Genomic DNA, 21,420 nt, shown 5'->3' on the forward strand with positions numbered 1-21,420 from the left:
CAATGAATGAAACACTGATAGCGACCAAGCCGTTCACCTATGCCGGGAAATGGCTGGCTGCGGGCGATTCATTTTTCGCATCACGCCAGGATGGCCGCGCGCTGCGCGCGCTGAAGATGGCGAAGTTTCCCGACCCGACGCCCGACCCCGTGTCTGAGCCGGATCCCAAAATGCCATCGGCGGAAGCCTTAAGTGAGGATGAAGGCGGCAAAGCCGCGCTCACGAATGACACTCCGATCGCCCGCAAGCGGGCGAAAAAGGCGAACTGATGCGTTTCCCCTGGTCTCGATCCAAGGCCAAGCAGCCGTCCTCACTGTCGCCGCCCACATCATTTTCGAGCAGCGCTTGGCTGGATATCACGCCTGCCGTACCGGCGTCCTATTTCCAGTTGGATATGCGCGTGCAGCCCGAAATGCTGCTGCAATTCCCAACGGTCTATGCGTGCTTAACGCTGATTGCCAACGATATCGGGAAGTTGCGTGCGCGATTGATGCAGGTTGATGGCAATGGCATCTGGACGGAAACCAGCAGCGCCGCATACTCGCCGTTCCTGCGGCGCCCGAACCGGTTCCAGAACGGCATCCAATACCGCCAGCTGGTCACCATGTCCAAGCTCTCCTGGGGAAATTCCTACACGCTCAAGCAGCGCGATGGGCGCGGCGTGGTGACGGCAGGTTATGTGCTGGATCCGCTCGGAGTATGCCCGCTGGTGGCTCCTGATGGTTCGATCTACTACCAGGTAACGCCAGATAACCTGAGCGGGCTGGAAACGAAATCGATCATCGTTCCGGCCTCTGAGATCATTCACGATCGGATGAATTGCCTGTTTCACCCTCTGGTCGGCATCGGGCCGCTCTTTGCGGCCAACCTCTCAGCCAAGCATGGCGCCGAAATCCAGAAGGATTCATATAAGTTCTTCAGCCAGGGCGCTAAACCCAGCGGCGTGCTGGCCGCGCCAGGTCAGATCTCGCAGCAGACCGCGCTGGAACTGAGGGATTACTGGAACAAGAATTTCACGGGTGACAACGCGGGCCGCGTGGCGGTGGTGGGCGACGGCTTGAATTACCAGCCCATCCGCATGAATTCCACGGATGCGCAGCAGCTCGAGCAGTTGAAGCTGTCGGCCGAGTTCATCGCTCAAACGTTCCATGTGCCGCTGTTCAAACTGGGCATCGGTAATCTGCCGGCCGGCCAAAAGGTCGGGGACATGAACCTGATCTACTTCCAGGACTGTCTGCACTCGCTCATTGAAGAGCTTGAGGCCTGTCTGGATGAGGGTCTGGGCTTGCCGTCGACCCTGCGCACAGAGCTGGAGCTGGATAATCTGCTGCGTATGGATCCCGGCACTCAGGCTGATGTGCTGGGCAAGCTGGTGGGGGGTGCGATCATGCGCCCCAATGAAGCCCGCGCAAAGATGAACCTGCCGCCCACGGAAGGTGGCGACACCGTATATCTGCAGCAGCAGAACTATAGTCTGGCGGCCCTGGCCCGGCGCGATGAGAACCCGGCGCCCAGTAATGCCACGCCGGCTCCAACGTCTGCGCCGCCCAACCCAGAACCCGATGAAACCGGCAAGGCCCTGGCACTGCTGTGGAAACGCGACCCGGAGACCCTGACATGCTCGATATAAAAACGCTGATCGAGTCAGTCCAGGACTATATCGCCCGGGCATTGAGGCCGCTGGCCGACCGACTCTCTGGGCTTGAGCAACAGATCAAGTCCATGCCGGCGCCGAAGGATGGCGTGGATGGTAAGGACGGGTCGAGTGTCACGGTAGGCGATGTGTTGGCCGCCCTGAAAGAGCAGGTCGACGACTATCTGAATTCGCTGCCCGTGCCCAAGGATGGCGCTGATGGCGTGGACGGCAAGGATGGAGAGAACGGCTCCAGTGTGACGATCGAGGATGTCTTGCCAGCCTTGAAGGCGCATATCGAGGACCAGATTAAGGCGATTCCTGCGCCGAAGAATGGAACAGATGGCAAGGACGGGCAGGATGGCAAGGATGGCACATGCGTCACCATCGACGACGTATTGCCCGGTATCAGGGAACAAGTCGAAACGCACCTCAAATCGCTGCCGGTGCCGAAAAATGGAAATGACGGGAAGGCCGGTAAAGACGGCGCCAGCGTCAGCATCGACGACATCCTGCCGGCGGTTGAGGATCAGGTCGCCAGCTTTTTGAAGGGCTTGCCGGTTCCGCAAGACGGTCGCGACGGAAAGGACGGTCAGGATGGGCAATCCGTGACTGTCGAGCAGGTTTTGCAAGCTCTGAATGCGCATGTCGCCAAAGCCATGGCCGAGCACATGCTGGCATTCGAACGCCGCGCCACGGATCGCATCGAGCGGATGCTGACCGAGATCCCCAAGCCCAAGGATGGCCGTGATGCGCTGGAGCTGGAAGACTTTGATCTGACGGTGGGCGAGGATGGTCGCACCGTCACGATGTCGCTCAAGCGCGGCGATGTGCTGGTCGAGAAAACCGTGCGCATGGCCACGTTGCTGGATCGCGGCGTATTTAAAGATGGCGAATCCTACGATGCCGGCGACGGTGTGACCTGGGGCGGTTCATATTTCATCGCGCAGAAGGATGCGCCGATCGGAAAACCTGGCGAACCTGGCTCCGATGGTTGGCGCCTGGCCGTGAAGCGCGGTCGCGACGGCAAAAATGGTCGCGACGGCATCGACAAGACCGCGGCGGTGACGCTATGAATCTGGTTACGCTCGATCAGGCGAAGCTGCGCCTGCGAATGGATACCGATGATCTGGATGACGACATCGAACTGATGATCTCGGCGGCATCGACCATCATTCTGCGCTACCTGGATTCGGCCGCCGATGAGTTCCTGGACAGCAATGGCGATGTGCCGACCGACAGCAACGGTGACGCAGAAGTGCCCGCCGATGTGCAAACCGCCGCTCTGTATCTGGTCGGCACCATGCTGCGCGACCCGGACGGCTCGGACACACAGAAATGGGAATCGGGCTATCTCCCGCCAATGGTGGTGAGCCTGCTTGCCTCTCGCCGCATTCCGCCCTTGGCCTGACATGATGATTCAGAAAAGTTGGGGCACGGTCGTTTGCATCGCCAGCGGGCCCAGCCTCACCGAAGCTGATTGCTTGGCGGTTAAAGCATGGCGAGATCAGTCTTCCAAACACGGTGTCATCGTGACGAACACGACGTTTCGTCTGGCGGCGTGGGCGGATGTACTGTGGGCTATGGACAAGAAGTGGTGGCGCGAGCATCACGAGGAAGTCATATCCGGCTTCCAGGGTGAGCTGGCCGCGCCATATTCATTCGGGCAGGACGTGGCCGCTTTGCCGCTGCGCGATCAGCAGAACTCGGGCGCCGGCGCCATCGCGCTGGCCATGCGGTTCGACGCCAAGAAAATCATCCTGCTGGGCTACGACTGCAGCGTGTCATATGGCACGCACTGGCATGGCGATCATTCGGCGACCGGCAACCCGGACGCGGCCAAATGCGAGAAATGGCAGGCGCACTTTGCTGGGCTCGCCGCGGCGGCGGAAGGGCATGGATGCGAAATCGTCAACTGCAGCCGGCACTCTGAACTGATCGCATTCAGGCGGTCGAGCCTGGAAGCGGAATTGGCGGATGGGGGTGAGGCATGCAAGCGGGAAAACTGAACCGTCGCATCACCATCCAACAGAAGGTGGCCGGCCAGTCAACGAGCGGACAGCCGATCTCGACATGGGAGGATTTCGCCAAGGTGTGGGCCAATATTGCCGGTGCCACCGGCATGGCCTCGATTCGGCAGACAGCGAACCAGGGCAATGTCGCGGCCTCGATCAATTCGTACAGTTTCCGCATCCGGTATCGCACGGACATCACCGACGCCATGCGCGTGCTGTATAGCGGGCTGATATTCGACATTAAGCAGGTTCGGCTTGATCTGGCCGGCCACGACAGGACTGATCTCGTTTGCGAGCAGGGCGGCAGTCAAGGATAGTCATGGATGCCGGTCTAGAAATCGACATCAGCGGCGCGCTGGCTGGCCTGGATGCGCTCGGAAAAGCCGCCGTCGAGCATCTGCCGCGCAGCATGGCGGTTGCCGGCGGCAAGGTGCTGCGCGACGAAGCCAAGGCACGGGCCCCTGTCTACGACGGCAGTACCGCATTGAAGGGGGGCGATACGGTAAAGCGTGTGCCAGGCGCGGCCATCTTGCGTAATGCCATCTATCTGGCCTATTCGGAGAGTAGATCGAACCCGGCCAATGGAATTGCAACATACAGCGTGTCCTGGAATGCCGCCAAGGCGCCGCACGGTCATCTGCTGGAGTTTGGTCACTGGTGGACCAACGTCATCCGCAATGGGTATCCGCTCAGGGAGGCAATGCCGACCGCCAAGTGGGTTCCAGCACATCCAACCCTTCGTCCGACCATCACCGCCAAAGGTCATGAATCCGTGCAGGTCGCGCTGGAACGTGGCCGGGTACGCTTCGCTGAAATTAAGGCCAATCCGGCCGCACTGGACACCTACGATGTCAATTGAAGCCGCCATCTTCAGCCTGCTGGGCCCGCTGGTGTCGAATCGATGCTATCCAGACACGACGCCCGATGCTCCGGTATTTCCGCTGATCGTCTATCAAATCGTCGGCGGCCAGGCTTATGAATATCTGGCTCGCAAGTTGCCGGACTGCGAGAACTACCGGGTTCAAGTCTGGTGCTGGTGGAAAGACGAAGATGGTGTAGCCGTGCGCGATGAAGTCGGAGCGCTGGCCCTGCAAGTCCGCCAGAAGATCATCGAACAGGGCGCCGCTTTCGTGTCCGCCCAGACCATAGGCCAGGGCATTTCTCAATACGAAGAAGCCCTGAAGCTCTATGGCATTCAGCAGGATTACAGCGTCTGGCTGAAAGTCAGGTAGCCAACCACACACAATCATTGCCCGCCAGGCGAAAGCTCGGCGGGTTTTCTTTTTCGACCATGCCGCAGCACGCGGCTTTTTCTTTGGAGGCTCACATGAGCACGATCTTCGCTGACGGCAGCGTGGTTGGCTTTGCCACGGTCGCGGGCACCGCCGTTCCCTTTTCGGCGATCACCAACGCCAAACCGCCCATTGCCGACATCACCGGCGACTTGGACGAGGGCGATGTTATCGCCATTTCCTCGAACAATGGCGCCCTGAACCGCCGGCCCACGGTCGCGGGCACGGTCGATTCCTCGGGCGCCGAACTGCTGGGCCTGGACACGACGAACACCACGCTGTACCCGGCCTCGGGCATCACCGGCTCGCTGGTGGCCTGGTCGGATTTCGTGGATTTCAGCCAACAGGGCGATCTGGCGATCTCGGGCGGCGAGCCGCAGACCTACACCGGGAAGTACCTGGAAGACCCATTCGGCCAGGAATTCGCCATTCCCATCGGTGCGACGGCCCGCCAGTACACGCTGCCGCTGGATTACGACGACACGCTGCCCTGGTACGCGGCGGCCATCACCGCCACGGCGGAGCGCAAGCCGCGCGTCATCCGTATCAAGCTGCCCAACGGCGACATGTACTACGAGTACGGCTACCTGCATTTCAATCCCAGCCCGGCCCTGTCTTCGGGCAACCCGGCCAAGAATACGGCCACGCTGCTGGTGTTCAACGAGCGCGGCACGCTCATCAAGGCGGGGGCGTAATTCATGGCGATTAAACGCGGCAACGCGCCGACCACCATCCCCGCGCGGCTCACGATCAAGGGTGCGGGCGAGTCGAACAAGCTGGAGTTGACGTATTTCAACCGGAAATCCAGTGAATACGACGACAAGGTTGCCGAATTGAAGGAATCCTCGGTGCCATTCCTGCCGTCCCTGGTCGTGTTCCTGGTCAAAGAATGGGATACGGATTATTCGCTATCCATCGAAGGCGTCCTCGAATTGGAGGATGAACGCTCCGGTATCTGCGAAGCCATCTTGCAGGGATTCTGGCAGGCCCGTCGGATCGAGCTGGAAAAAAACTGACTGCGGCAGTTCGGGTGTTGATGTGGCGGCGCCCGACTGCCGAGAACATGCGAAAGCTCGGGCTCGGCCCCGAGCATTTCCCGGATCGACAAGCGGCGGTCTGGCCGGAAGCCTGGCCAGCCGTCGAGCTTTACATCGAGAACCAAACCCAATGGGCACAAAGTATGGCCGGCCCCACCGGACTGAACTACGGCGTGTTCTTCGCGGAAATGGACAGGCAAGGCATTCAAGGGAAGGAGCGCGAAGCAATGATGGATCACCTTCGATTCATCGAGCGCGAAATTCTCAATCGGATCTATGAGGACAAGGGCGAATAATGGCTGATGACGCAATCGGAACCGCACGGATCGACATTACCGTCGATGCGTCGACCCTGCAGGCGGGCATTACTTCGGCCAAGGGGGCGCTCAGTTCGTTCTCGACCCAGGCGCAGGCAGCATTCAAGGGTGCGTCGTCTTCGGCCAAATCAGCCGCCACAAGTCTGAACAAGTGGATTACCACGCAAGAGACGCTGAACATCTCGATCAACCGTGCGGAGGCGTCCCAGCGACTGCTGAATGCGGCCATGCGAGACGTGCCGGTCCCGGTCATCGAAGGGTTTCGGCAGCGCATCAACGCACTGGCCGATGCACAGGAAAAGGCCTCCGCGGCAGCAGGCAAAGGTAGTTCGAAGTTCAACCAGTACGGGAAATCGGTCGGAGAGGTCAATATGGCCTTGCGCGGCGTCCCGGCGCAGTTGACCGACATTGTTGTTGGCCTACAGGGCGGCCAACGACCCCTGACGGTGCTGCTGCAGCAAGGCGGCCAGTTGAAAGACATGTTCGGCGGCATCCGGCCCGCCGCCGAGGCCCTGGGCGGCGCGCTGCTGAAGTTGGTCAATCCATACACGGTCGCCGCAGCGGCGGCTGCGGGCCTGGCGCTGGCCTACAAGCAGGGTTCGGACGAACAGGAGGCGTTTTCCAAGTCCCTGATCCTGACCGGCAATGTCGCGGGCCTGACCGCCGTGCAACTCTCTGGCATGGCCGCGCAGATCGGCACATCGGTCGATTCCACCACGCACGCCGCGGCGGCTGCGCTCAATACGGTGGTGTCCTCGGGCAAGATCGCGCCCACGGCCTACCGCGAAGTGGCCGCTGCCGCGCTGGAAATGTCCGATGCGACCGGCCAGAGCATCGACAAGATCATTGCGCAGTTCGAGACGCTGAACGACAAGCCGGCCGACGCCATTGCCAAGCTGAATGACCAGCAGCATTTCCTGTCGGCCGCGACCTATGAGCAAATCAAGGCGCTACAGGATCAAGGTCGCGAGCAGGAAGCCGCGGCGCTCGCGCAATCGACCTATGCGAACGCCGTGCACAATCAGGCCGTGCAGATCGAGGCGGCGCAGGGCACGCTGGAGCGGGCCTGGGATTCGCTGGGCAAGGCGGCGAAAGGTGCTTGGGACGCGATGCTCAATATCGGGCGCCCCACGCCGGTAGATGAACTGAAAGCGCAGGCCGACGCGTTGCGCAAGCAAATCGCTGCGCTTGGTGCGAACCCCGATGCGAGCCCGGATCAGGATTTCGCCTCCAACGCGGGGGGCGCGGCATTCGGTAATCCGAATATCGTTCCAAAGGCACAGAAATTACAGGCGCAATTGAGAGCCATCAATGCTCGGATCACCGCTGATGACCTAGACGAGGACGACAAGCGCCGTGCTGCGGCTGCTCAAGCGGCGCAGGATGCCAAAATCAATGCCAAGCAGTGGCTTGATAGTGAAATGAAGGGCCTACAAACCCGGAAGGAAAATAGAGACAAAGAGATTGCGGATTTCAAGCGTTATGCGGCGACCTACGGATTGACCGCTACGCAGATTGCTGATGGTATAGCACGCATCAATAAAAAGTATGAGCAAAAAGGGGGCGGCACCAATGCCGGCAACAGCCTGCTGGAAGCGGCGAAACAACAGACCGCAGCGCTTCAGTCTCAACTCGATGCATTGCGAAATGGCTATGCAAAACTCACGCCCGAACAGCAAAAACTTGCCAAGGATCAGCAACTTTTTAACGATCTGGCGTCAAGCAAAGCGCCGCTGACCGCTGCGGACAAGCAAAAGCTTGCCATGAAGGATCTGGTCCTCGCGCAGGATCAGATCAACGTCGCCAAGGCTGAAGAGATCCAGAAGATCAAGGATGCTGCCAAGCTTGATGCGCTGCGCGCCGCTAACGCCCAGGCGTTGGCGAACGATCTCATCAAGTATAGCAATCAGCTTGCGGGTATGACGCTTGGGCAGACGTCGAAGCAGCAGCTTACCGACCAGCAACAGATTAGCCTGGAGATATTGCGGCAGCAGCAGCAATACACAAAGCAATTCGCCAGCGGCAGTATCGATAAATCGACCTATGACGCCTTCACGACGGAACTGCAAAAGAACCTGCAAGACCGTCTTGCCGCGAATGCCAGCTATTACGCGCGTCTGAAGGACCTACAAAGCAGTTGGTCGCAGGGGGCGATAGGCGGGCTGAACAGCTACGCCGAGGATGCCGACAACGTCTTCGACGGGATGAAAAGCGCCGCGACAAATGCCTTTAAAGGCATGGAAGACGTATTCGTCAATTTTGTCACGACAGGGAAACTCAGTTTTACCGATTTGGCGAACAGCATCATCAGCGACTTGGCCCGCATTGCAATTCGGCAAAGCCTCACCGGGCCGTTGGCATCGGGATTGAGTTCGGCGCTTGGCAGTTTGTTCGGCCCACTTGCAGGCGTCTCTGCGTCTCCGGGCCTGGATTTAAATGCTTCGCTTGGAACTTCCATGCCAGGCACCCCCGGCGTCGATTGGATGTCCTACAGTCTACACAATGCGCATGGCAACGTATTTGACAATCCGAGCCTCTCCGCATATTCCAATGGCATCTATGACCGCCCGCATTACTTCGCTTTCGCTAAGGGCGCCGGGGTGTTCGGAGAAGCCGGCCCGGAAGCCATCATGCCCCTGACCAGGATGTCCAATGGGAATCTTGGCGTTCGTTCGGACAGCGGTAATAGCGCACCGAATGTGCAAATCCAGTTCGTCAACCAAACCAGTCAACCCGCTCAGGCCAAAGTCAGTTCCCCAACGTTCAACGGTAAAGATTGGGTGGTGCAGGTTGTATTGACTGACCTACAAACCGGTGGCCGCATTCGCAAGCAGATGCAAGCACTGGGAGCGACCTGATGGCAACCTTCCCCGATTACGCAACGATCCTGCTTGATGGATTTGATAAACAGGCCGACTACGGCGTGCTGCGCACGGACATGGATGGCGGCATTGCCAAGCAGCGCGCCCGTTACTCATTGCCAATCGTCACCCGCAATGCGCAGATATTAGTGGAAAGTGTCGAGGATAAGAACGGATTCGATGCTTGGGTGAAGACCGATCTGTTTGGCGGCGCCGGATGGTTCGATTGGACTGACCCCCTCGATGGCGTAACGAAACAGGCGCGGATCGTAAAGGGCGCGGTCAAGTGGACTTCGCCGGGCATCATCTGGCTCGCCCAGGTGCAGATTGAAACAGTGGGCTGATCATGCCGCGTTCATATTCGGCCGCAGCCCGGCGCAACCTGCTTGCGACCTCGGCGGACGAGCCCTTCCTGGTTCTTCTGGAAATCACGCACCCCGACCTTGCCGTACCTATCCGCGTGGTCAATGACACCCAGAACGTAACCGTCTCGGGTAACGAGTTCGTCAAGTGTGCATTCGACCTCGTATGGCCTGATGACACAGACGGCCAAATACCGCAGGCCCAGCTGCAGGTCGACAACATCGGCCGCGATCTGACGCAATGGCTTGAGCAGAGCAACGGCGGCCGCGGTGCGCAGTGCCGCCTGATGCAAGTGCTGCGCTCCACGCTGGCCCTCGAAATGGATATCACCTTCGACTTGTCGGGCATGCAAATCGACAACCAGAAGGTAACGGGCAACATCGGGTACCAGAACTTGCTGGCGCAAGTGGGAACGACCGTGAACTTCACTCCAGCGACCGCGCCGGGGTTATTTACCGCACTTTTCGCTTTTCTTCTTAGCTATGATGTTATAGGGAAACTGCTATGGGTAGGCCGGCACTTGATTTAAAGGGAAAGCGGTTCGGATTTTGCATGGCGCTTGAGGATATTGGCCCCAATAAAAGAAGCCAGCATATTTGGCGTTGCGTTTGTGATTGCGGAAACGAGTTCAGGACGCGGGCATGCCGCCTGACCAGCGGTGAACGCACAGATTGCGGTTGTATTGGCCGGAAACGCAAAATTGCGAAGATCAGCAAGCACGGCATGACAGGAACGCCTGAATTTAAATCGTGGGAAGGCGCTAAGAGGCGTTGCCGAAATCCACATGACAAGAACTATGCCAACTATGGTGGGCGAGGCATCAAGTTTAGCGAAAAATGGAATGACTTTGCTAATTTCTATCGTGACATGGGCGCGAAGCCCGGGGCTGACTATTCCCTTGATCGCATCGATACAAATGGAAATTATGAACCCGACAATTGCCGTTGGGCAACACAAAGAGTGCAGCAAAACAATCGGCGAAACAATGTGAAGGTTCGAGTAAACGGAGTCGAACTGTCCTTATTTGTATATTTCGGTCGAATACGTTCTTCAGCATGGCAGAGAGCGGCGTATAGACTGAAACAAGGCTGGTCAATGGCCGACGCAATCTTTCAGCCCGCTCACGCGGGTTTTTTAACGGCTGCCCCAAACGCAAAGATGCTCGGTCTAGCGCACGATCTGCTTCGGCGGTAAACTCCGCTTACAAATAGGGAGGCAGCGATGGGAAAAGTTTTGGTGGTTCTGGCGGTGGGGTTGATGCTGGTGGGTTGCGCTCCGGCCACGTTGAATGGTGTGCGCGCAATGGGGCCGCAACGCCTATATCAGTTCCAGGCGCCCCAAAACTATCAGGCTGTATATCGCGTCATCCTCGGTAAGGTGCGTGAATGCTTCGAGGCAGGAATGATCACCGCACAACAGGTAGTGCACGGCGACTTATATACGGATATTGAATCGGGGACAATTTCTGTCGAATTGCATGGTGGGCTAGGCACAGATATATACCAGGTGATCGACATCAAGGCAATCTCGCCGGATATGACCGATATCAAGGCCTATTACAGTTTGGGATCGGTACAGAAGTTAGGCACGACACTGAAAAAGTGGGTGCTCGCGGGATATAAAGAATGTAATTGATCCGTCCGACATAAATCATCCCTGCCCGGCCTTGAGCCGGGTTTTTATTATTTAGAGCTCCGTCTTCGTTGCGGGGCTTTTTTATGAGCGCAAAAAATGCATTGGTCAGACCGTTACGTCGGGCATCCATATGTGGCAGAAATGGCAGATTGCGCTGTCCTGGCTGAACGCGTAGCACATGAGGTTTTCGGGAAAGTGATCGGCCTGCCCGCCGGCCATGCCGAAGGCTACATCGAACAGGCCAAGCAAATCGCCGAGCTGAAAGACGACTATGCCACACGCATCGACACGCCTGTTGACGGTTGCCCCGCGCTGTTGATCGGGCGTGGCCAAAATTGCCATATTGGCGTCATGTGCTGGCTCGCCAATGAATGGTGGGTGCTCCATGCGAACCAAGCCTACGGCATGGTGACGCGCGAACGCCTGCGCACGCTCACGCGGTTGCACTTCAAGGTCGAAGGATATTACCGATGGAAGTGATAGAACGGCCGACCGTCGAGCGGCCGCCGCTCATCGTCTATCCGCATGCGATGGTAGGTGCCGGCAGGATTATTGAGGTGGCGGCATTCCGGCACAATGAAACGCTGGGCGACTATATCGAGCGCACGGGCATTGTCGTGCCGTCGGGCAGAATCCGCATCTGGCATAACGGTGCCCGCGTTCCTGACGCGTTGTGGATGCGTTTGATTCCGCGTACCGGCGACCAGATTGTTATTCGGCAACTACCGACTGGTGGCGATGCTGGAAAAATCGTTCGCACGGTCGCCTTGGTGGCGCTGGCCTTGAGCGCGCCGTGGATGGCGGCTCAACTGGGGTTCGCAGCGGGAACGCTTGGCGGTGCGATTGCTTCCGGCGCCATCATGATCGGCGGCTCGCTGCTGATCACCACCCTACTGCCGCCGCTAACGGCTTCTACCGCAGCAGCCGCGCTATCCGCATCGACCCAGACCAACCCAAGCTACACCCTCTCGGGCGGCCAGAACCAAGCGCGCTTGTGGCAACCGATGATGCTGATCTTCGGGCGTTGCAAAGTTGTGCCCGATCTCGGCGCGAACTACTACACCGAGTATGTGGGCGACACGCAATATCTGAACCAGGTATTCCACTTCGGGTTGCAGTTGAACGAGGTTAGAGATGAGGGCTATTACATCGGCGACACGCCCATAGAAAACTATCAGGGCGTGCAGCTCCAGCTCCCCGATCCGAATACCGGCGCATTGTCGATGTTTCCGGGCAACGTCGATACGATACAGGGCTTCGCACTCAATTCGAGCGTAGTCAATAGCCGAACCACAAGCCTGAATACGACGCATATATCCATCGAACTGGCCGCATCGCTATTCTATGTGAACGATCAGGGAGGCATGGACGCGCGCTCGGTGGATCTGCGTATACAGTATCGGCCAGTCGGTGGCGCCTGGGTTGATGTCGGCCTGCTGCAAGATGCTGTCTATGCGTCCCATTATTGGGCGCTGATGCGCCTAGATTCGAGCGAATACGGCACCACAGAAACACAGGTGTCATACGGCTCGACGAATCCGAGTGACCACACGGATGGCGATACAGTCATCCTGCGAGAAGGCTCATCGTCGGGCGGCGATTCAGATCTTTATACGCCGCCTGTATATGGCGTGTGGCGCTGGAAAGTCCACCCTTATCAGTTGGGCCAGCCTTGGGCTGGTATTGCGCCCGACCCGCTCATTTCCTATAGCGTGACACCCGGCGTACGGTTGACCGGGGCGAAGCAAGAGCCGACGCGACAGACGATCGGTATTGACTTATCAGCTGGCCAGTACGATGTCCAGATATGGAAAACGTCTGCGGATGTCTCCAGCTCGCGGGAATCGAATCAACTAGCGGTCAACCAAATCCTCTGCTACCAGCCCGACACGGCCAACTATGCGGGCCAACGCCGGCTTGCCGTGCGCATTCAAGCGACGTCGCAGTTAAACGGTGCGCTCAATGAGCTTAACTCCATCACGCAGGCCTGGGCATGGGTCTGGACGGGCTCGGCATGGCAATGGGCGCCCACCAGCAATCCGGCGTGGTGGTTTCTTTGGTACGTCCGTGGCCAGCGTGACGCCGATGGCAATCGAATATATGGCGCATGCCTGCCGGATTCGCGCATAGACATCGAGGGCATCAAAGCCTGGGGGACTTGGTGCGATGCGAAGCGATTGACTTTCAACTATGTGTTGAAAGACGCCAAAAGCGTGCACGATGTCCTAGTGATGATCGCGCGCGCCGGTCGAGCCTCGTATAGCTGGCAGTCGGGAAAGCTCGGCGTCATCTGGGATGCTGCGAATCTTCCTGTGGTCGCGGTCATCGGCCCCTACAACATCAAGGCGGGAACTTTCAAGGTCTCCTATAACGCCGATCAGACGGCCGACCAAGTCGTGGTGAATTTCGTCAATCCGGCCAAAGGCTGGATCCCCGACAGCGTGCGCGCGAATGTGCCGAACGTGGGCGTCTTGAATTCCGTCGTGACGCTCGACTTTGACGGCTGCACCGATGCCGACATGGCTGGGCGCGAAGCGAACCTCATTGCGGCAGACCAGGAATACCACTACCGCAAGGTTCAGTGGGAAATGGATCTGGAAGGTCTTATTGCGACGCGCGGCGACGTGGTGGAAATGAGTCACGATCTGACCGTGTGGAGCTACGCGGGCCGTTGCCTTGCGCTGACCGCTGATACCGTCAAGTTGGACAAGCCCGTACCGACTGGCGGCACAGGCTGGGCGATGCTGCGCGATCCCGAGAACAATTTCGCGCTCGTCGCTGTCACCGCCGATACCGGAGGAACCGGGGAAACCGACGTGCTGACGATCGTGGGCGATCTGCCGGCGGCCTTCCACATTCCCACTGATGACGGATACGGCACCCTGCCTATCTTCGACTGGGCCTGGCAGTTCGACCCTCTCGCCACGCCCGGCCGGCGGATCAAGATCATCGATGTCCAGGGCGGCGAAGACATGGGATTGAAGTTCACCGGCCAGGATGACAATCCCGACTACTACGCCTGCGAGACGAACCTCTATGCCTATACGCCACCCAAGGACGGTGCGTTACTCTCGGGCATCGTATTTGATATTGATTTTGTAGAAGGGTTTTACAACAGCCTGTCTCAGCGCGCGACGATGGTTGTATCGTGGACGGTATCGGTATTTGCGCCGGTTGATGTGATTGTTGTCGTCAATGGTGCGCAACGCTCATCGACGCGCCTCTCAACGCGGTCGATGACGCTGTCTGATCTGCGGCGCGGTGATGTGGTGACTGTGACTGTCAAGCCCGCGACGCTGCCCAATCAGGGAACGCCTAGAACAGAGACGTACACGATTGTAGGGGCTGCCGTTGCACCGGCTGATGTCACTGGTCTGGCCATTGTCCCAGACGGCGCCCGCTTGGGCCTTTCCTGGAGCAGCTCGCCCACGCCCGATGTGGTCGGGTATGAGGTGCGCGATACGGATGCTGGCTGGGGCACGTCGGGGTACCTATTTCGTGGTGACGCGAGGCAATGTCTGGTGATGCCTGGCGACGTGGGCGTCGAGAAGGTCTGGTATGTTCGCGCGTTCACAGCGGCGGGACTCTATAGTGAAAATTCAGCGTCGATCAGCCACACGGCAGCGACCATTCCAAACGTCACGGGCATCACATTTTCGTTTTTCGATACCAGCCAGACCTCGGCGACGATCACGATGGATTGGAACGGTGTTACGCCAGAGTTTGGACTTAATACGTACCGAGTATCTTACGGGTCGGTGACCAAAGACACCAAATCGACCACCATCACGCTACCCGCGGACTGGATTGGCTCTCGCACGTTCAAAATTTGCACAGTCGACGCGTTGGATCGAGTCTCCGATGGCGCGAATATCGCAATCGAAAAACTGGCTCCCAACGCGCCAACGGGCGTCAGGGCGCAAGTTATCGACAATAACGTGTTGCTTTTCTGGACGCTGCCAGAGCCGACCACGCTACCGGTTTCGCACATGCGCCTCAAGAAGGGTGACGCATGGGCATCGGCCTCCGATGTTGGTTCGAAGAAAGGATCGTTCACTACGCTACAAGAACTGCAAGCGGGAACGTATACGTATTGGCTGGCCACGGTTGATACGGACGGCAACGAATCCGTTCCGGTGAGCATTGTGACCAATGTGGCACAGCCGCCGGACTTCATCTTTCACGGGGAACTGCATTCGGATTTTTCATCGACAAAAACGAACGCCCTGGTGGCTGGCGGCAGTCTGTTGTTGCCGGTCGACACAGCGAGCACCTGGCAAGATCACTTCTCCACTCGCTCCTGGGGGTCGCCATCGGATCAGGCCACGGCCGGTTTCCCGATATATGCGCAACCCACGCCTACGCCCGGTACATACACAGAGGTCTTTGACTTTGGCACGGTTGTACCGTCAAGCCAGGTCACGGTCATTATGGATGCATTGGTCGTCGCGGGCGCCCCGATTCTCGCTCCAACCATCGAAACCTCAACTGACAATGCGACATGGAGTTCGCCGACAAATGGGCTGGAGACTTTTGCAGTTGACTTTCGTTATGTCCGCATCAAATTCATCGTTTCGCAGTCGGGCACCGAGACAGCGCTGTATCAAATCAAGGCGCTCTCCGTTCGGTTGTCGACGAAGCTGAAAAACGATGCCGGCTCGGTGTCTGCGCTGGCCTCGGACACACAAGGCACGATTGCGAATTTCAACGTCGACTTCATCGACGTATCTTCAATCACATTGACGCCAGCCGGCACCGTGTCGCGCACTGCTGTCTACGACTTCAAAGATGCGCCGCTATCCGGCACATACGCGATCGACTCGGGTACCGTGACAGTGAACGTTGCGGATCACGGGCTTCTGGCGGGGCAAGATGTGATGCTCAACTATGCGGACATCGCGCCCGAGCGCGTCACCGTGCTTTTAGCCGACACCGACTCGTTCACAGCTTCGGTGTCGCATCCCGATCAAAGTGGAAGTCTGCAGATCTATGCGCAGTCCATGCGCATCTACCTGTTCGACAAAGACGGTGCGCGCCAGGACGGCGTCGTGTCGTGGGCAATCAGAGGGAACTGATATGGCAGATCACAGCAAACCGACATTAACAAGCAATTATTCATCGGAGTTCATCCCAGAAATCAATGGGCGCTTCGCCGATCTGGCGCAGGGGCTGGATCCCGCACATACGACGCCAACAAATCTTCCCGAATATTCGATCCGATATTCATCGGCGTCGAAACGATGGGAGTCCTGGTCTGGAACGGCGTGGGCCGAACTGGAGACCGAATACGCGATCAACGTCAGCACCGCCACCAAGCTCAAGACCGCACGCAAAATCTCGATTTCGGGCGCGGCCACCGCAGCCGGCGTCGACTTTGACGGGTCGGGCAATATCGCGCTTGAAGTAACAGACCTTGACTACAGCAAAATTTCCAATGCGCCAACCTTGGGCACCGTTGCGCCGAAGGACGTTGTCACCGGCACCGGCGACACGACTAGCTCTCGCATTACGGACGTGGCCTGGGTCAATGCCACGGTAGGCGCAGCTGCAGCAGCCGCAAGCGCCGCGGCCGCTACGGCACAATCTACGGCGGACGGCAAGGTGTCGAAGTCTGGCGACACGATGACCGGGCAGCTTACTCTGCCGCGTATACAAGCTAACTCAACGACCAACCCATCAAGCCAAGGCACGCATATCGGTTGGAACGAGCCCAGCAGCTCTGGCAAAACTCGCATTGTCAACAATAAGGGCGGCGGAGTCGGCGGCTTCACCTTTGATGTTGTGGACGCAGACAACACTACGATTCTGGGCAGCATGGCCCTTAGTGCGGCCGGTAGTGTGTCTACTTCCTCACAAGGAACCCTGTGGGGGTCGTCAAATTTCAATCCTGACTCGAAGTGGTCTACGTCTGACCACGGCGTTGTCTCGTCTACGTCCAACTGGATACGCCTGCGTTGGGGGGGTGGCAGCGTAATTTACAACATTGACGGGGTTTTAGAGCAGACCATCCTGTCAAGCCAGAATTTCGCTGGCTACATCGCAACCCTCGGCGCGGGTGCCGTAGGCTCATACGCATTCGTGTATGTCCCGGCGTCGAGGAATCCTGGCGACGTGGCGGCAGGATCTGATCTGAAATGGTCGAACGCTGCAGGCAACGTTACAGGATCGCTATCGGGCAGTTGGCGCTGTATGGGCTACGCGCCTGCCGGCGGTAACACCAACTTGTCTACGCTCTGGATGCGCTATGCATAAGGACACACAATGAGTCTCACAGTCAAATCCGTAGTCAGCCCACAATGGGCCGATGCCGATCACACTTCCGTGAAGTGTGATGTCGTGTTCAACGAACTGGATGGCACGCATCCGTTCTGCGCCCGCGCCGATGACCCTATGCCCTATGGGGCGCAGCTGTTCACTGATCTTGTCGCCGGAAAATACGGCACGATTGCCGAGTACGTGGCCCCGCCGCCCGTGATACCTCAGCGGGTATCCGCCGCGCAGGGCGGCATCGCGCTAATAAATGCGAGCCTCATGGACGCCGTGCAAACTGCAGTTGACGCCGCCGATACCCCGGCAGCAGTGAAATGGGCGTGGGCACGCGCACAGGATTGGGAGCGATCCAGCCCGGCGCTGGCGTATCTGGCCGGCAAAGCAGGCATTTCCAGCCAGCAGATGGACGACCTTTTTGTTGCGGCCGCGCAGATCACAGCGTAAGCCCACGTGCCCTGCAACTCCCTGCCGCCCGCGAGGCGGCTTTTATTTGGGAAGACCGATGCAAATGCCCGATGAGATCAAGGACCCGAAGCTGCTGTCGATCGTGCTGGGCACCTTGGGTTCGGTGCTGTCCATGACCTCGTTTAAGGGACTGTCCCGTACGCAGCGTGTCGCGATGGTGATAACCGGCACGACATGCGCGGGACTCTTCGCCCAGCCCGTCATCGAGCTGGTGGGCGCGCCGGCGGGCTGGGCGGGTGGCATTTCGTTTTTGATCGGCACGCTTGGCTGGTCGTTGATCGACAAGACCGTCTCGACGATCCGCAAAGCGGATCTCTGGGGCCTGGCCAGCGATATCGCGCGCAGCTGGCTGAGCCGCAAGGGGTGAGCAGCTATGACACTCTATATCTTCGTGATTTCGAACCTGCTGGTGGTGCTGGCATGCATATGGGCTGTGCTGTCGCCGCGCGTCAACGATGGCTTATTCGGAAAGTTTGCACTGGTGTTCCTCTGCTTTTCGGCGGTCGCCTGCGCGGGCTGGGCTTGGACGTATCCGCAGACCGTCGACCGCTCGGAGACAGCGATGTCGGTAGCGATGGCCTGCATGGCCGTCCGCTGCTACTGGATCAAGCGCCACGCGCGCCGTTTCAGGAGTTGGAGAAAGTATGACACCCGCTGACTTTATTGCTGCTATTGCGCCTGCTGCCCAGGCTGCGATGCGCGAAACAAAGGTGCCTGCGAGCGTCACCATCGCGCAGGCCGCGCTGGAATCAGGCTGGGGTGCGCACGCACCCGGGCATAACCTGTTCGGCATCAAAGCCGATGCGTCGTGGATCGCCCCGGTGACGACGAAAAAGACGCATGAAGTTGTCAACGGCAAGACCATCATCATCGAGGCGAAATTCAGGGCCTACCCGGACTGGCTCGGCAGCATTGAGGATCACGCGCGGTTTTTGGTTGAGAACCCACGCTATGCGTCCGCATTCGAGCATTGCGACGACGGCGAGGACTTCGCCTGGGCCATTGCCCGCGCCGGCTATGCCACCGATCCGGACTACGCCAGCAAGCTCATATCGATCATCCGCGCACACACGCTGCTAGCCCTAGACACGGCCGGGAATTGACGTGCTTTTCTCCGATTTCCTAGTTTTCTTCTACCTGGGCCTCGCGGCCCTTTTTTCATGGAGTGCCTGATGGCAAATCCTATTCTTGTTTCCAGCGGCGTGACGGTCACGGCCGCGTCTGTCGTGCCGGCGGTTGAATGGGTGCTGAGCGGCTGCCCGCATCCAGTGCCTGAGAGCGTTTCTGCGCTCGTGGCGGGTGCGATCGTCGCGCTGGCCCACGTGGGTATCAACTGGCTCAATGCGCGCGCGGCGAAGGCTGGCGCGCCTGCAGCGGTACCCACGCCGCCGGCGCAATGAAGACGTTCATCGCCCTGACCGGCGTGCTCATGCTAGCCGGCTGTGCGGGCCAGAGCACCTACACTCTGCGTCCCTACACGGATCCTGCGACCGGCAACACACTGTGCTGTGAGGCCACGGTCACGAGCTCAAAAGACGTCGACGGCGTGACGGTGCACGCCACCCGGGCCTCGGATGGATCGATCACGCTCGATTTCAGCGAAACAGGCGCGTCGGCCAGCAAACCCATTGCAGCTCAGTCCGTCGAGTTGAACGGCATTTCCACCGCCGTCTCCAATGCCGCTACCGCGGCAATCAAACTCACCCCCTAGGAGCTCCTATGCGTTCCCTCAAACTCGCCGCGATCGCGGCTTTTTTTTCGTCTCTCGTTTTGCTCGCCGGCTGCGCGACAAATACTGCTGGAGTCACGGCCACCACGCCGGTCACTCAAGCGCCCACGGTCGCAAGCTTCGTCGACACGGCGACCAAGGTTTGCAACGTCGCCAAGCCCCTGGCGCTGGGCGTCCAGAACTCGATGAATAACCTGACGACACCGCTGGATGCGACCGACACAAAGAATATTCAGAATGTCGTGGGTCAAGTGGACGACTTCTGCGCTGCAACCGACCTCGCATCCACGGCCAGTGTGCAGACGCTCGTGAATGCCATCTTCCCCGTGCTGGCGAATGTGATCGAGAACTCGAGCCTATCGGCCAATGGGAAAAATCTTGCACTCATAGGCCTGGACATTGCACAGACCTCGATTACCATCCTCGTACCCACTGTGCAGCCGTCCTCGGCGCCTGTCTCGGAAGCGACAACTTCCACGGCGCCCAGCGCTACAACTGCCGGGACCGCGCAATGAAACCTCTGCGCGTTGCCCTAAGCGGTTGTGGATTCCGCCTGCCCGCGCATGTGGGAGCACTGCAGGCCATTCAAGACGGCCGGCGCCGCATCATCGAGCTCGCCGGCACGTCCGGCGGCGCGATCGTGGCCGCGCTCTATGCGTGCGGCATGTCGCTTGTCGAGATGCGGCAGATCTGCCTGGAAATGGACTGGTCCCCGATGATGGGTCTCTCGTGCGGCTCGATTCTGAGCGGCCGTGGGCTTTCATCGGGCAACCGCATGCTGTCGTTCCTGATGGACTGCACGCGCGGCAAGACGTTCGCCCAAGTGTCGATCGATCTACGTATCATTGCTGCCGACCTGATGACAGAGCGGGAGTTTGTCTTCGATCGACAGAACACCCCTGATGTGCCTGTGGCGCTGGCCGCGCGTGCCAGCGCGTCGATTCCCATCGTCTATGAGGCCGTACGCTACGACGGACATGTACTCGTTGACGGCGGAACGACGGACAATATGCCGGCGAGCAATCTCATCGTCGACGATGTGCCGCGGTTTGGTGTCTATCTGGATACTGGCACCACGCCGCTCGCTCCCGGCAGAAGCCGGATATGGGACCTCGGCCCGCGCATCATCGATCTGATGTTATCCAGCAATGAGCTCACCCATATGACGCTCGATCAAGATACGGGCGCGCAGATTGTGCACGTACCGACAGGCTACGCCTCATCGTTCGACCGCCGCATGCCGCGCGGAACGCGATTGCGGCTGTATAAGGACGGGAAAGACGCAGTCGCAAAGGCGCTCGCTGCCTGATACGTTCTCCACAAAAACAAAACCGCCGGTCTCTCTTCGGAGAGGCCGGCGGTCTTTTTGCATTTTGGGAACGTAATTACGAATCGATCGATGCCAAAGGAAAGAGCCTCTAGGCTTCTGAGATCGCTGCCTTCAGAATATTGACGTGAACACTGTTGCAGGCGACGAACGAAGAACCTCTGTAGCCGAGACTCAGTGACACGACGGCAGGATAGCTGGTTGGCCAGCCCTGTACATCGTTCATGACCCAATTTTCGCAATAGTCGGAAAATTCCGCCCTTATGGCTTTGCGAAATCCAGCCAGGGTGCGTACCAGATAGATTCCCGGCGCAATTTTTATCATGTTATCCATTATGTTCCTCATTGCACATTCGCGGGGTCGTGTGGTCATCTGCGCCTAAGTGGGCTCGGCGCTACACTACGCTCGGTTGATTGTAGGAGGCGCAGGTGGGCAAGGACGTCGAGTGGCGGAAAATGGACGAATACTATTGGAT

General features: G+C 58.7%; 28 protein-coding genes. 27 read left to right on the plus strand and 1 reads right to left on the minus strand.

What is annotated here, in order from left to right:
• The first annotated feature begins 2 nt into the window (after positions 1 to 2).
• The 27 genes from KVP10_RS08505 (at position 3) to KVP10_RS08635 (ending at position 20,926) form a co-directional block, all read left to right on the plus strand.
• Positions 3 to 269 (plus strand): hypothetical protein, encoded by a 267-nt coding sequence (locus KVP10_RS08505; RefSeq protein WP_217964127.1) that lies wholly within the window; start codon positions 3 to 5, stop codon positions 267 to 269.
• Complete coding sequence (locus KVP10_RS08510; RefSeq protein WP_217964128.1) at positions 269 to 1,630, plus strand: phage portal protein; 1,362 nt, start codon at positions 269 to 271, stop codon at positions 1,628 to 1,630. The genes KVP10_RS08505 and KVP10_RS08510 overlap by 1 nt, the downstream gene beginning before the upstream one ends.
• Positions 1,618 to 2,709, plus strand: coding sequence for a collagen-like domain-containing protein (locus KVP10_RS08515; RefSeq protein ID WP_217964129.1), 1,092 nt, complete (start codon positions 1,618 to 1,620; stop codon positions 2,707 to 2,709). Before KVP10_RS08510 ends, KVP10_RS08515 begins: the two co-directional genes overlap by 13 nt.
• Positions 2,706 to 3,044, plus strand: a complete 339-nt coding sequence (locus KVP10_RS08520) for a head-tail connector protein (RefSeq protein WP_217964130.1) — start codon at positions 2,706 to 2,708, stop codon at positions 3,042 to 3,044. Before KVP10_RS08515 ends, KVP10_RS08520 begins: the two co-directional genes overlap by 4 nt.
• Position 3,045: 1 nt before the next feature.
• Positions 3,046 to 3,642 (plus strand): hypothetical protein, encoded by a 597-nt coding sequence (locus KVP10_RS08525; protein ID WP_217964131.1) that lies wholly within the window; start codon positions 3,046 to 3,048, stop codon positions 3,640 to 3,642.
• Positions 3,624 to 3,965: a phage head closure protein gene (locus tag KVP10_RS08530; protein WP_217964132.1), complete on the plus strand. Its 342-nt coding sequence runs from the start codon at positions 3,624 to 3,626 to the stop codon at positions 3,963 to 3,965. The genes KVP10_RS08525 and KVP10_RS08530 overlap by 19 nt, the downstream gene beginning before the upstream one ends.
• 2 nt (positions 3,966 to 3,967) lie before the next feature.
• Positions 3,968 to 4,507, plus strand: coding sequence for an HK97 gp10 family phage protein (locus KVP10_RS08535; protein WP_217964133.1), 540 nt, complete (start codon positions 3,968 to 3,970; stop codon positions 4,505 to 4,507).
• Positions 4,497 to 4,880 (plus strand): tail completion protein gp17, encoded by a 384-nt coding sequence (gp17, locus tag KVP10_RS08540; protein ID WP_217964134.1) that lies wholly within the window; start codon positions 4,497 to 4,499, stop codon positions 4,878 to 4,880. The genes KVP10_RS08535 and gp17 overlap by 11 nt, the downstream gene beginning before the upstream one ends.
• A gap of 95 nt (positions 4,881 to 4,975) precedes the next feature.
• The gene (locus KVP10_RS08545; RefSeq protein WP_217964135.1) at positions 4,976 to 5,635 is read left to right on the plus strand and encodes a phage tail tube protein; all 660 of its coding nucleotides are present in this window, start codon (positions 4,976 to 4,978) and stop codon (positions 5,633 to 5,635) included.
• Positions 5,636 to 5,638: 3 nt separating this feature from the next.
• Complete coding sequence (locus tag KVP10_RS08550) at positions 5,639 to 5,956, plus strand: hypothetical protein (RefSeq protein WP_217964136.1); 318 nt, start codon at positions 5,639 to 5,641, stop codon at positions 5,954 to 5,956.
• Between the two features lie 47 nt (positions 5,957 to 6,003).
• Positions 6,004 to 6,273, plus strand: a complete 270-nt coding sequence (locus KVP10_RS08555; RefSeq protein ID WP_217964137.1) for a DUF1799 domain-containing protein — start codon at positions 6,004 to 6,006, stop codon at positions 6,271 to 6,273.
• A complete protein-coding gene (locus KVP10_RS08560; RefSeq protein ID WP_217964138.1) occupies positions 6,273 to 9,152 on the plus strand; it encodes a phage tail tape measure protein in 2,880 nt (959 codons plus the stop codon). Before KVP10_RS08555 ends, KVP10_RS08560 begins: the two co-directional genes overlap by 1 nt.
• Positions 9,152 to 9,499: a hypothetical protein gene (locus KVP10_RS08565; protein WP_217964139.1), complete on the plus strand. Its 348-nt coding sequence runs from the start codon at positions 9,152 to 9,154 to the stop codon at positions 9,497 to 9,499. The genes KVP10_RS08560 and KVP10_RS08565 overlap by 1 nt, the downstream gene beginning before the upstream one ends.
• A gap of 2 nt (positions 9,500 to 9,501) precedes the next feature.
• Positions 9,502 to 10,047 carry a DUF1833 family protein gene (locus tag KVP10_RS08570; RefSeq protein ID WP_217964140.1) on the plus strand — a complete coding sequence of 182 codons (546 nt, stop codon included), beginning with the start codon at positions 9,502 to 9,504 and terminating at the stop codon, positions 10,045 to 10,047.
• A gap of 23 nt (positions 10,048 to 10,070) precedes the next feature.
• The gene (locus KVP10_RS08575; RefSeq protein WP_217964141.1) at positions 10,071 to 10,712 is read left to right on the plus strand and encodes a hypothetical protein; all 642 of its coding nucleotides are present in this window, start codon (positions 10,071 to 10,073) and stop codon (positions 10,710 to 10,712) included.
• 27 nt (positions 10,713 to 10,739) lie between these two features.
• Positions 10,740 to 11,153: a hypothetical protein gene (locus KVP10_RS08580; protein ID WP_217964142.1), complete on the plus strand. Its 414-nt coding sequence runs from the start codon at positions 10,740 to 10,742 to the stop codon at positions 11,151 to 11,153.
• A gap of 96 nt (positions 11,154 to 11,249) precedes the next feature.
• Positions 11,250 to 11,633, plus strand: a complete 384-nt coding sequence (locus KVP10_RS08585; RefSeq protein ID WP_217964143.1) for a hypothetical protein — start codon at positions 11,250 to 11,252, stop codon at positions 11,631 to 11,633.
• Positions 11,624 to 16,228 (plus strand): host specificity factor TipJ family phage tail protein, encoded by a 4,605-nt coding sequence (locus tag KVP10_RS08590; RefSeq protein WP_217964144.1) that lies wholly within the window; start codon positions 11,624 to 11,626, stop codon positions 16,226 to 16,228. Before KVP10_RS08585 ends, KVP10_RS08590 begins: the two co-directional genes overlap by 10 nt.
• A 1-nt stretch (position 16,229) precedes the next feature.
• On the plus strand, positions 16,230 to 17,405 hold the full coding sequence (locus KVP10_RS08595) for a hypothetical protein (RefSeq protein WP_217964145.1): 1,176 nt from the start codon (positions 16,230 to 16,232) through the stop codon (positions 17,403 to 17,405).
• Positions 17,406 to 17,414: 9 nt separating this feature from the next.
• Positions 17,415 to 17,867, plus strand: coding sequence for a hypothetical protein (locus KVP10_RS08600; protein WP_217964146.1), 453 nt, complete (start codon positions 17,415 to 17,417; stop codon positions 17,865 to 17,867).
• A gap of 64 nt (positions 17,868 to 17,931) precedes the next feature.
• Positions 17,932 to 18,255 (plus strand): hypothetical protein, encoded by a 324-nt coding sequence (locus KVP10_RS08605; RefSeq protein WP_217964147.1) that lies wholly within the window; start codon positions 17,932 to 17,934, stop codon positions 18,253 to 18,255.
• A 6-nt stretch (positions 18,256 to 18,261) separates the two neighbouring features.
• Positions 18,262 to 18,546 carry a hypothetical protein gene (locus KVP10_RS08610; RefSeq protein WP_217964148.1) on the plus strand — a complete coding sequence of 95 codons (285 nt, stop codon included), beginning with the start codon at positions 18,262 to 18,264 and terminating at the stop codon, positions 18,544 to 18,546.
• Positions 18,533 to 18,991 (plus strand): glycoside hydrolase family 73 protein, encoded by a 459-nt coding sequence (locus KVP10_RS08615; RefSeq protein ID WP_217964149.1) that lies wholly within the window; start codon positions 18,533 to 18,535, stop codon positions 18,989 to 18,991. The genes KVP10_RS08610 and KVP10_RS08615 overlap by 14 nt, the downstream gene beginning before the upstream one ends.
• 69 nt (positions 18,992 to 19,060) lie before the next feature.
• Positions 19,061 to 19,288 (plus strand): hypothetical protein, encoded by a 228-nt coding sequence (locus tag KVP10_RS08620; RefSeq protein WP_217964150.1) that lies wholly within the window; start codon positions 19,061 to 19,063, stop codon positions 19,286 to 19,288.
• Positions 19,285 to 19,599, plus strand: coding sequence for a hypothetical protein (locus tag KVP10_RS08625; RefSeq protein WP_217964151.1), 315 nt, complete (start codon positions 19,285 to 19,287; stop codon positions 19,597 to 19,599). The genes KVP10_RS08620 and KVP10_RS08625 overlap by 4 nt, the downstream gene beginning before the upstream one ends.
• Positions 19,600 to 19,607: 8 nt before the next feature.
• Positions 19,608 to 20,132, plus strand: coding sequence for a hypothetical protein (locus KVP10_RS08630; protein WP_217964152.1), 525 nt, complete (start codon positions 19,608 to 19,610; stop codon positions 20,130 to 20,132).
• Entirely contained in the window at positions 20,129 to 20,926 is a 798-nt protein-coding gene (locus tag KVP10_RS08635) for a patatin-like phospholipase family protein (RefSeq protein WP_217964153.1), read from the plus strand. Before KVP10_RS08630 ends, KVP10_RS08635 begins: the two co-directional genes overlap by 4 nt.
• 109 nt (positions 20,927 to 21,035) lie before the next feature.
• Here KVP10_RS08635 and KVP10_RS08640 read toward each other — a convergent pair whose 3' ends face one another.
• A complete protein-coding gene (locus KVP10_RS08640) occupies positions 21,036 to 21,278 on the minus strand; it encodes a hypothetical protein (RefSeq protein WP_217964154.1) in 243 nt (80 codons plus the stop codon).
• Between the last annotated feature and the right edge of the window lie 142 nt (positions 21,279 to 21,420).

It is taken from the genome of Candidimonas humi, assembly GCF_019166065.1.
Taxonomy (GTDB): domain Bacteria; phylum Pseudomonadota; class Gammaproteobacteria; order Burkholderiales; family Burkholderiaceae_B; genus Candidimonas; species Candidimonas humi.